Genomic DNA, 10,038 nt, shown 5'->3' on the forward strand with positions numbered 1-10,038 from the left:
GACGCCGGGCACTCCCCCACCAGCCGGCCGTCGCCTTGGGAGTGCGAGACGCACGCCACTGCCGTCCGGCGGACACCCGGAAGCAACTTAAGATGGATTCATGAGCGCAACACTTGTCGCAAAGGACCTTTCCGGAGGCCACGCACACCGCACCTTGTTCACCAACCTTTCCTTCACGGTGGCCCCCGGCGACGTGATTGGCGTGGTGGGCGCCAACGGTGCCGGCAAATCGACACTGCTCAGCTTGTTGGCGGGGGCGGCCACGCCCCAGGGCGGAACCGTCAGCACCGCCCCGCAGGACGCCTTTGTCGGCTGGCTGCCACAAGAACATGAGCGGATCAAGGGAGAATCCGTTGCCGCCTACATCGGCCGGCGCACCGGCTGCACCCAGGCCACCGAAGACATGGAAACCTCCGCAGAGGCGCTTGGTTCGGGCAACTCCGCCGCCGACGACACGTACGCCACAGCCCTTGACCATTGGCTCGCGTGCGGGGCAGCGGACCTCGACGACCGCATTCCGGCAACGCTGGCCGAACTTGGCCTTGAGGTGGATCCGGACGCGCCCATGACTGGACTCTCCGGCGGGCAGGCCGCCCGCGTTGCCCTAGCCGCGCTCCTGCTGAGCCGCTTCGACGTCGTGCTTCTGGACGAGCCCACCAACGATCTGGACCTCGCCGGGCTGGCGCGGCTGGAGGATTTCGTGAAGGGGCTGCGCGGCGGCGTCGTGCTGGTCTCGCATGACAGGGAGTTCCTGGCCCGCACCATCACCTCGGTGGTGGAGCTGGATCTGGCGCAAAACAAGGTGGCCGTGTACGACGGCGGCTACGACTCGTTCCTCGAGGAGCGTGCCATCGCCAAGCGGCACGCCCGCGAGGCCTACGATGAGTTTGCCGACAAGAAGGCCGACCTCGTGGGGCGGGCGCGGACACAGCGTGAGTGGAGCTCGCAGGGGGTGCGCAACGCCATGAAAAAGGCCCCCGACAATGACAAGCTCCGCCGCAAGGCAAGCGGCGAATCCTCCGAAAAGCAGGCCCAAAAGGTGCGGCAAATGGAGTCCCGGATCGCGCGGCTCGATGAGGTTGAGGAACCGCGCAAGGAGTGGGCGCTGCAGTTCAGCATCGGCGCCGCACCGCGCTCCAGCACCGTGGTCTCCACCTTGAATGCGGCGGTGGTGCGGCAGGGCGGCTTTACGCTGGGGCCGGTCTCGATGCAGGTCAACGCCGGCGAGCGCATTGGCATCACGGGCCCCAACGGTGCGGGCAAGTCCACCCTGCTGCGGCTCCTGCTGGGCCGCACTGACCCGGACGACGGCGTTGCCTCCCTGGGCGCCAACGTCGCCATCGGCGAGATTGACCAGGCACGCAGCCAGTTCCCCGAGGGGATGCCTCTGGGGGAAGCTTTTGAGGGCCTGGTTCCGGAGCTGAACCAGGGCGAGGTCCGCACGCTGCTGGCCAAGTTCGGGCTGAAGGCGGACCAGGTGACGAGCCCCGTGGGCGCCCTGTCCCCCGGCGAACGGACCCGCGCGTCGCTGGCGCTGCTGCAGGCCCGCGGCGTCAACGTGCTCGTGCTCGATGAGCCAACAAACCACCTTGACCTGCCGGCGATCGAGCAGCTTGAGGAAGCGCTGGAGAGCTACGAGGGAACGCTGCTGCTTGTCACCCACGACCGCCGGCTGCTGGAAAACGTCCGACTCGACACCCGCTGGGCCGTGCAGGACGGCCGGGTCCTGGAGCTGTAGCCGCGCTCCGGATGCTGCCCGGCGTTGCTTGGCAGGGACGATGAAGCCGGCGCCCGTGGCGGCTGGCATTGCCGTGCCGCCACGGACGCGTCGTGCCGGATCAGGAGAAGTTGATGCCCCCGTCGATGAGGACCGTCTGGCCCGTCATGTGGTCTGAATCCGGGCCGGAAAGGAACGAAACCAGTTTGGCGACATCCTCCGGCTCCGAGACCCGGCCGGCAAGGATGTTGTCCACCTGTGCCTGCAGTGCGCTGCCGCGCGGAGTGCCGTCCCGCTGGGTGAGCTTTTCGTCGATGAGGTCCCACATGGCCGTGCCCACGACGCCCGGCGCGTAGGCGTTGACCGTGATGTTGTGCTTGGCAAACTCCATGGCCGCAGCCTGGGTCAGTCCGCGGACCGCCCACTTGGTTGCCGAGTAGGACGCCAACACCGGGAACGGCCTGAAGGCGACGATGGACGCTGCGGCAATGATCTTCCCGCCCGTGCCCTGTGCGATGAAGCGGCGGGCAGCCGACTGGTAGGAGTAGTAGACGCCCTTGATGTTCACATCGATCATCCGGTCCAGGGCTTCAGGCTTGACGTCGAGGATCTCGTCAACCTGGGCGATGCCGGCGTTGGCGATGAACACGGTCAAGTCACCCAGGGCGTCCGTCCCCTGCTGGATCATCCGCTCGATGTCTGCTGGATTGGAGACGTCACCGGTGACGCCGACCGCACGACGGCCGCGCTGTTCGATGGCGGCAACCACCGCATCGATGTTCTCTTGGGCACCGGGGACGTCGGCGACGATGATGTCCTGGCCGTCGTCGGCCAGTCGTTCGGCGATGGCCCGCCCGATGCCCCGTCCGGCTCCGGTGATCAAGGCGACGCGTGAAGTGGTTGCTTCCATGGTGGTTCCTCCTGATGGTGGCCGCTCGGGCTGGGCGGCGGTGGGATCAGGCAGCCCGATTCAACCAGCCTGTGCCTTGGATCACACCCTGGACAGCCCCCTTATCGCAGAGTGATAAAGGGGGCGAACACTGCACGCCCCGCCCCGCCACCGATCCAGCCAGCAGGCGACGACACAGGCATTCTCACCAGTCGATAACAGCCATTGGTCATGGCGTGATGTGTGACACACACTTGGTGTAAGGCTTCTGAGCCGGAGATGGCAGTGCCAGCCAGTGCCCGCGGGCCTTGACCTGGCCTGACCCCAAACAACCGAGGTGACAACGATGGTGTTTCCCGCAAAATACTCGGAACTCAACGCCCTGGAGCTCTCCGACGAGGCGCGCAGAATCCTGACCCGGATCATCCGGGTCTCGTTCCCGCACCCGCAGTTCCCGGACGGCCCCTACGAACGGATGACCGAAAAGATCATCGAGGCGTCCGAGGAATCACGCTGGTTCCGGATGGCCCTCATCCAAGGATTGGCGACTCTGGACACGCTCACGGATGAGCACTTCCTGGATCTGCCCGAAGACCGGGCCATCACCGCGCTCAAGCGCATCGCCGACCTGGAGTTCTTTGCCTTCATTCGGCGAACGGTGGTGCTCAACCTCTATGACGACCCGGAGGTCCACACTGCGCTGGGCTACGAGGGCGAGTCGTATTCAAAGGGCGGTTACGTCAACCGCGGGTTCAACGACCTCGCCTGGTTGCCCGAACCGCGGATCGAGGAATGCACCGAGCCCGCACCCCAGATCGGCCCGCTGCCGTACAAGGTGGCAAGCTGCACCCCCGCAGAAGGCTTTGAACCCGTCGGGAATCTGCTCAAGGACACCGGAATTATCCAGGAAGGACGCACACGATGAGCACCGAGGAAACCTCAGCACGCTTTGAATACGACGACGATTCCGTGGTGGTGATCGTCGGCTCCGGTGCCGGTGGCGGCACCCTGGCCCACGAGCTGGTCGGCAAGGGAGCCAAAGTTGTCCTGCTCGAGGCAGGCCCGAACCTGAAGAACGAGGACTACCACCAGGACGAGTGGGCGGCCTTCAACCAGATGGCGTGGCTGGACCCGCGCACCACTTCAGGGTCCTGGCGCATCGCCCGCGATTTCCCGAATCTGCCGGCGTGGATCGTCAAGGCTGTCGGCGGCACCACCACCCACTGGTCCGGGGCCACCCCGCGGTTCAAGGCCCACGAATTCAAATCCCGCACCACGTATGGGCGCATCGATGGAGCAAACCTGCTGGACTGGCCAATCACCTTGGCCGACCTCGAACCGTACTACGACCGGGCCGAGCAGAAAATGGGCAGCACCCACCGGCACGGCCGCCCGCCGCTGCCGGCCAACAACAACTACAAGGTTTTGGCCAACGGTGCCAAGCGCCTGGGCTACCGGCACTACTCCACCGGCCCCTACGCCACGAACGCCGAACCCTATGACGGCAGGCCCGCCTCACTCCAGGACGGGTTCAACTTCCAAGGCGACAAGAACAAGTCCAAGTGGTCCACGATGGTCTCGGAGATTCCAAAGTCGCTGCGCACCGGGCTGCTGGACCTGCGTCCGGAATCCCACGCCGTGCAGGTCACCCACACACCCGACGGGCGCGCCGACGGCGTCGTCTACATCGACGCCGACGGGAACGTCCAACGCCAGAAGGCACGCGTCGTGGCGGTCGCGGGCAACTCCATCGAGACGCCGCGCCTGCTGATGCTTTCCTCGTCTCCGCTGTTCCCTGACGGGCTGGCCAACTCCTCGGGGCAGTTGGGCCGGAACTACATGCGCCACACGACCGGCTCGGTGTACGCGAAGTTCGACCAGCCGGTGAACATGTACCGGGGCGAGACGATGGCCGGCATGATCGCCGACGAAGCACGCCACGACGTCGAGCGCGGTTTCTCCGGGGGCTACTATCTCGAGATGATCTCGCTCGGACCGGCGTTTCTGGCCAGTTTCGTGGAACCCGGAGCCTGGGGCCCGGATTTCACGGCGTTGCTGGACAACTACGTCAACACCGCCGGGCTGTGGATCACCGGCGAGGACATGCCGCAGGAGTCGAACCGGATCACGTTGAACACGACGGTCACCGACCGGCTCGGGCTGCCTGTGCCCAATGTGCACTTCGACGACCACCCGAACGACGTCGCCATGCGCGACCACGGCTACCAGCAGGCGTCGCTGCTCTACGAGGCCGTTGGGGCGACGTCGGTCCACCGCACGCCGCCGTACCCTTCCACCCACAACATGGGCACGGCTCGGATGAGCGAGCGGCCCGAGGATGGGGTCGTCAACGCGTTTGGGCAGACACACGACGTGCCCAACCTGTTCATTTCCGATGGTTCACAGTTCACCACCAGTGCCGCGGCGAACCCGACGCTGACGATCGTGGCCCTGGCGATCCGCCAGGCCGAATACATCGTCGACCAGATGGCAAGCTCGGCCCTCTAACGCGGGGCGGCCACCAAACGACGGGCCGGCATCCCGCTGCCCGGGCGGCTATCGCCCAAGCAACGGGGTGCCGCGCAGTGCACGGCTGACACGGGAAGCCACATCGCGCAGCAGCACGGAGACTTCCTCGGAGCGTGCGTGGAAGTCAGACGGATCCATGGACACGGCCACCGACCCGACGGTCTGCCCGGCGGCCGTGGTCACCGGGGCCGCCATGCACGAGGCTCCGCGGATGAACTCCTCGCGTTCGACGGCGATGCCTGAGGCACGCACCCCCTCGAGCTCGGCGTCGAAAAGTACCGGATCTGTGATCGTGGCTGCCGTCATGCTCGGCATCCCGTGGCGTTGCAGGTAGGTTCGACAGCGGTCGGCGTCCATGGCTGCCAGCAGCACCTTGCCGAACGCGGTGGCGTGCGCGGCGTCGTTGAATCCGAAGCCCATGGGGGTGATCCTTGGCCGGGTCGGGGATTCCACCACATGCGCAACGACGATGTCCTCACCGCGGTGGACCGCGTAGTAGGCGGCAGCGTCGGCCCGCACATGCAGTTCACGCACCAGCCGCGCCACCGACGGTGGCGTGCCGACCTGCCGACGCAGTGATTTGTCCAAGGCGTGGAGCTTATAGCCCAGCCCAAACCGGCTCTCGTCCTTGAGATGGACCAGATGCTCGGAGGCGACCAGGGTTTTCAGCAGCCGGTAAACGGTGGGCAGCGGCATCTGCAGTTCGGCTGCGATCTCCTTGGCTGACATTCCCCGGTGGTGGGAGGCAACAACATCCAGCAGCGCGAAGGCCTTCTGGACCGAGGCCAGGCCGGTCAGTGAATCGTTTTGTCCCATGCTCCCATCTTGTCCCCGGCGCATGGGATTACCAACTTGTGGCGGCCGGCGTCCACCCCATGGAGCCGCGCCGGCCGTCACCGACGGCGGTCGATGCACGGGACCGGAATTCCCGGCCCCGTGGCGGTCGTCAGTTGATTTCCAGTTCCCCCATGCGGTCCCAGGCATCGCCGTCGATCTGGCGGCTGACGATCCGGGGAGTGTCGACCAGCCCGGGGGCCATGTCCAGCATGGCCTGCTTGAAGTGGGGGCTGTTCACATGGTCACCCGCGGCGTCGTCCTGGAAGGCCTCGACGAGGACGTACTCGTGCGGATTGTCCAGGCTGCGCGACCAGTCAAACCAAAGGTTCCCGGGCTCGGCACGGGTGGCTTCGGTGTACGAACGGGTCAGCTCGGGCCAGCGGTCAGACCAGTCGGGCTTGACGTTGAACTTGACGACGATGAATATCACGGTGGGTTCCTTCCGGTGGTGGTACGCCTCGCCGTCCCCGACAAGGCGTGCTGTCCGCCAAGTCTCACCGGTACTCTGCCCGCCAGCCAATGGGTGTTCTCGGTGGGCGAGAATGAAGGCAGGCACTGCCCTGCACGCGGGTCCAGGCCGGAGGGGACTCCGCAGGCCATCGTCGGGAAGGACGGTCACACCAGGCCGGGCACCCGGGCTGCGGAAAAGCTGAGATTAGCAGCTCCGGCTCATCCGTGGGCTCTATTGCAAGCCAATTCGTCCATCATTTTTAGGCGTTTGAATGCCACGTCGAGGCAGGCTAGGGTTGCCAACAAGAAAATGGTCGTTGGCATATTTTGACTGCACAAAACGGCACTCATTTCTGCACCGCCGCACCAAACTCGGCTCGAGGAACGTCCATCCCGAGCTGTGTCACGACACGTGAATCGGTGTAATGAAAACACTACTGAGCATTCAGTTGCTTTCTCAGGAGATGAACAGGCTCGAGTGAAAAATTTGATTGTGACACTAGTGGGCATGGTGCTAAGCGCTTTGTTTATTGCCGGAGTCGGCATTCTGACTATACAAAAAATCGGCATTAACGGCGGAGCTGTCTTCGGACTGGACAACCAGCTCGCAGCAGTCACTGAGCCTGGCCCGGCGCTCGTGCAGCTCTCCGCCATCGCAGTGTTGAGCGCGCTCGTCATTTTTGCGTTGAGTCCAGTGCTCCGCAGCCGCATAAAAGCTCGCCCGCTCTTGATTCTTCGGCTGAGCTTCTGCGCCGCGACTGTTGTACAAGTTGCGATTACTCTTGTTCTGCTGTCCATGGACTACACCGTGAACGGCCTTGACGATGGATTCTCGCCGTGGTGGCGAGGGTGGCTGGAAGCAGGCGGCAACAGCCCCGCCGTCCATGTGACGATGCTGGTCGTCATCGGATTTTTCTTTCTCAACAAGGCTGCGTCGCGGCCAACAACAGCCTTGAAAGAGGGCCAGCGCTCCGCCGAACCGGCAGCCGCATCTGACAGTTGAGGAGGCCCGAAGAGGCGCGGCCGTTGAGTGCTTCCACGGTCCCTGCCCACCAGCTGCAGGATCGATTCTCGGCCCCGCACACAGCGACCCCGGAGGCGCCTTTGGAGCAATAATCCGGCAACACATTAGCTGAGCTAACCAATCAACTGATTTTGACTTACGTTCGCTAAAATGTTGCACTTGTTAACAGGTTTGCTGCCCCTTTTGGATCTGCGGCAAACCGCTTGACGAATCCTGGTGCAGTCTTGCACCACACCCCGGTTCCGGACCGCGCCACTGGCGCATAAGTTCCGCAGGACCACGGGCGGCCATCCGCCTCCTTGCCGCAGTCATATCTGCCGCCGCGCATTTTGCGCCCTGACGCTCCGCCACGGAGGCACCTGTACGGTGCACCCGATGACCAATTGCCGCTGAGCGTGGATTCGAAGCGTCGCTTGTCACAGACACACTAGATCCAAATGACGAGGAGAGCAGCATGACATTGCGAGTCGGAATCATTGGTGCAGGCCCGAGCGGCATGGCACAGTTGCGGGCCTTTGAATCAGCCCGCCAGAACGGTGCCAAAATCCCCGACATCATGTGCTTTGAAAAGCAAAACGACTGGGGCGGCCAATGGAACAGCAGCTGGCGCACAGGTCTGGACGAGAACGGCGAGCCCGTGCACTCCAGCATGTACCGCCACCTGTGGTCCAACGGTCCCAAGGAGTGCCTGGAATTCTCCGACTACTCCTTTGATGAGCACTTTGGCCGCGCCATTTCATCTTTCCCGCCGCGCGAAGTTCTCTTTGACTACATCAAGGGCCGCGTTGAAAAGTCCGACGTTCGCAAGTACGTCCAGTTCAACACCGTGGCACGCCACACCACGTACAACGAAGAGACCCAGGAATTCACCCTCACCGTCGAGGACCTGGCCACCGGCACCACGACCGAGCATGTCTTTGACAAGCTGGTTGTTTCCACGGGCCACTTCTCCTTCCCCGCAGTCCCTGAGTTCAAGGGCATCAACAGCTTCCCCGGCGAGGTCCTGCACGCTCACGACTTCCGCGGCGCGGAGCGCTTTGCCGGCAAGAACCTGCTCATGATCGGCAGCAGCTACTCCGCCGAAGACATCGGCATGCAGGCCCACAAGATGGGTGCCGAGTCCATCACGTTCAGCTACCGCTCGGGCCCCATGGGCTTCGACTGGCCCGAGAACACGGTTGAGCGCCCGCTTGTGACCCACTTTGACGGCAGCACGGCGCACTTCAGCGATGGCACCCAGGGCGAGTTTGACGCCGTCGTGCTCTGCACCGGCTACCAGCACAAGTACCCGTTCCTGCCCGGCGAGCTGAGATTGAAGTCCAGCAACGTGCTCTACCCGGCGAACCTGTACAAGGGCGTCGTGTGGCAGCAGAACACCAACCTGTTCTACCTTGGCGCACAGGACCAGTACTACACGTTCAACATGTTTGACGCGCAGGCCTGGTACGTCCGCGACGTCATGACCGGGGCGATCGAGCTGCCCACACCGGCCAAGCGCGACGCCGACATCCAGCTCTGGCTTGAACGCCAGGCCGCGCTGCCGGACCACAACGCCGAGGCTGATTTCCAGTCGGACTACCTGCGCGAGCTCATTGCCGCCACCGACTACCCGCCGTTCGACCTGGACGCCGTTTCGCAGCTGTTCAAGGACTGGATGCACCACAAGGAAACCGACATCCTCGGCTACCGCGACATGGTCCACCGCTCGGTCGTCACCGGCACCATGGCCACCAGGCACCACACCCGCTGGCTCAACGCCATGGACGACTCGCTGGGCCGCTACCTCAACGGCCCGTCGCAGGACGTGGACACGACCACGCTTTCCGCCCTCACCGGCGGGCTCACCGGCCGCGACCAGGTTGGCAGCAAGTAACACTTCCCGGATCACTCTCGCAGCAATGGCTGCTTTTTTCGGATCGCTATCGCACCAGAGTGCGATAGCGATCCCATTTAAGGCACCATTGCTGCGCTAGGGTTTGTTGGGCTTTGCAACTGCGGGTGTTGAACCGGGCATTGACAAGTTGCCGGATCGGGCGCATTCTAAAAACATAAGTACTGTTTTTAGATGGAGGAGTCATGGCAACGCATTCAATCCCCGTTCCGTCCACCGGCTGGAGCACCCAAGCCTTGGCACATGCCAAGACCGAGCCCGCCTACGCGGCGTTCCTGCTCCTGTGGGTCGGCTTCATCGCGATCCCGCTGATCATGGGCCTGGACAAGTTCTTCAACGTCCTCGCCAACTGGGAGAGCTACCTGGCTCCGTGGATCGAGAACATCTCACCGTTCAGCGCGCACGGGACCATGATCGCCATTGGCATCGTCGAGATCATCGCCGCCGTTGCCATGATCCTGCGGCCGCGCTACGCCGCCTATGTGGTGGCACTCTGGCTGGCAGGCATCATCGTGAACCTGCTCACCTACTCCGGCTTCTACGACGTCGCCCTGCGCGACTTTGGCCTGATGGTGGCCGCCATTGCCCTGGCACTGCTGGCGCGGGGCTACACCAGGCCCGGCCTGCGCAAGGGCGGCATGAAATAAATCCTGTCAGCAGGGCTTGGGATGGTGGCGCACCGGAGCCCGCGCAGGAAGGCC

Annotated in this window: 9 protein-coding genes; 6 read left to right on the forward strand and 3 right to left on the reverse strand. The window is 63.9% G+C overall.

The genetic code is table 11. From position 1 onward, the window contains the following. Window positions 1-100: 100 nt before the first annotated feature. The gene (locus ACT3TS_RS05470) at window positions 101-1,738 is read left to right on the forward strand and encodes an ABC-F family ATP-binding cassette domain-containing protein (RefSeq protein ID WP_444530482.1); all 1,638 of its coding nucleotides are present in this window, start codon (window positions 101-103) and stop codon (window positions 1,736-1,738) included. 100 nt (window positions 1,739-1,838) lie between these two features. Here the strand turns inward: ACT3TS_RS05470 and ACT3TS_RS05475 are convergent, their stop codons facing one another. After that, entirely contained in the window at window positions 1,839-2,627 is a 789-nt protein-coding gene (locus ACT3TS_RS05475; protein WP_444530483.1) for an SDR family NAD(P)-dependent oxidoreductase, read from the reverse strand. A 325-nt stretch (window positions 2,628-2,952) separates the two neighbouring features. Between ACT3TS_RS05475 and ACT3TS_RS05480 the strand changes: the two genes are divergently transcribed. Together ACT3TS_RS05480 and ACT3TS_RS05485 are read left to right on the forward strand one after the other, a co-directional pair. Further along, entirely contained in the window at window positions 2,953-3,531 is a 579-nt protein-coding gene (locus ACT3TS_RS05480; protein ID WP_444530484.1) for a hypothetical protein, read from the forward strand. Then, window positions 3,528-5,114: a GMC family oxidoreductase gene (locus tag ACT3TS_RS05485; protein ID WP_444530485.1), complete on the forward strand. Its 1,587-nt coding sequence runs from the start codon at window positions 3,528-3,530 to the stop codon at window positions 5,112-5,114. Before ACT3TS_RS05480 ends, ACT3TS_RS05485 begins: the two co-directional genes overlap by 4 nt. Window positions 5,115-5,162: 48 nt before the next feature. On the opposite strand, the gene ACT3TS_RS05490 is transcribed toward ACT3TS_RS05485, so the two are convergent. Together ACT3TS_RS05490 and ACT3TS_RS05495 are read right to left on the reverse strand one after the other, a co-directional pair. Beyond that, entirely contained in the window at window positions 5,163-5,951 is a 789-nt protein-coding gene (locus tag ACT3TS_RS05490) for an IclR family transcriptional regulator (protein ID WP_444530486.1), read from the reverse strand. Window positions 5,952-6,081: 130 nt separating this feature from the next. Continuing rightward, window positions 6,082-6,402 (reverse strand): putative quinol monooxygenase, encoded by a 321-nt coding sequence (locus ACT3TS_RS05495; RefSeq protein ID WP_444530487.1) that lies wholly within the window; start codon window positions 6,400-6,402, stop codon window positions 6,082-6,084. Between the two features lie 498 nt (window positions 6,403-6,900). Between ACT3TS_RS05495 and ACT3TS_RS05500 the strand changes: the two genes are divergently transcribed. The 3 genes from ACT3TS_RS05500 (at window position 6,901) to ACT3TS_RS05510 (ending at window position 9,984) form a co-directional block, all read left to right on the forward strand. After that, window positions 6,901-7,425 carry a hypothetical protein gene (locus ACT3TS_RS05500; RefSeq protein WP_444530488.1) on the forward strand — a complete coding sequence of 175 codons (525 nt, stop codon included), beginning with the start codon at window positions 6,901-6,903 and terminating at the stop codon, window positions 7,423-7,425. 475 nt (window positions 7,426-7,900) lie between these two features. Further along, window positions 7,901-9,319 (forward strand): NAD(P)-binding domain-containing protein, encoded by a 1,419-nt coding sequence (locus tag ACT3TS_RS05505; protein WP_444530489.1) that lies wholly within the window; start codon window positions 7,901-7,903, stop codon window positions 9,317-9,319. A 203-nt stretch (window positions 9,320-9,522) separates the two neighbouring features. After that, window positions 9,523-9,984 (forward strand): hypothetical protein, encoded by a 462-nt coding sequence (locus tag ACT3TS_RS05510; protein ID WP_444530490.1) that lies wholly within the window; start codon window positions 9,523-9,525, stop codon window positions 9,982-9,984. Window positions 9,985-10,038 lie beyond the last annotated feature (54 nt).

It is taken from the genome of Specibacter sp. AOP5-B1-6, from assembly GCF_052376555.1.
In the GTDB taxonomy this organism is placed as follows: Bacteria; Actinomycetota; Actinomycetes; order Actinomycetales; family Micrococcaceae; genus Specibacter.

Coding starts and splice junctions, on each gene's coding strand:
- ACT3TS_RS05470 (WP_444530482.1), top strand. CDS start 101: ATGAGCGCAACACTTGTCGCAAAGGACCTTTCCGGAGGCCACGCACAC.
- ACT3TS_RS05475 (WP_444530483.1), bottom strand. CDS start 2,627: ATGGAAGCAACCACTTCACGCGTCGCCTTGATCACCGGAGCCGGACGG.
- ACT3TS_RS05480 (WP_444530484.1), top strand. CDS start 2,953: ATGGTGTTTCCCGCAAAATACTCGGAACTCAACGCCCTGGAGCTCTCC.
- ACT3TS_RS05485 (WP_444530485.1), top strand. CDS start 3,528: ATGAGCACCGAGGAAACCTCAGCACGCTTTGAATACGACGACGATTCC.
- ACT3TS_RS05490 (WP_444530486.1), bottom strand. CDS start 5,951: ATGGGACAAAACGATTCACTGACCGGCCTGGCCTCGGTCCAGAAGGCC.
- ACT3TS_RS05505 (WP_444530489.1), top strand. CDS start 7,901: ATGACATTGCGAGTCGGAATCATTGGTGCAGGCCCGAGCGGCATGGCA.
- ACT3TS_RS05510 (WP_444530490.1), top strand. CDS start 9,523: ATGGCAACGCATTCAATCCCCGTTCCGTCCACCGGCTGGAGCACCCAA.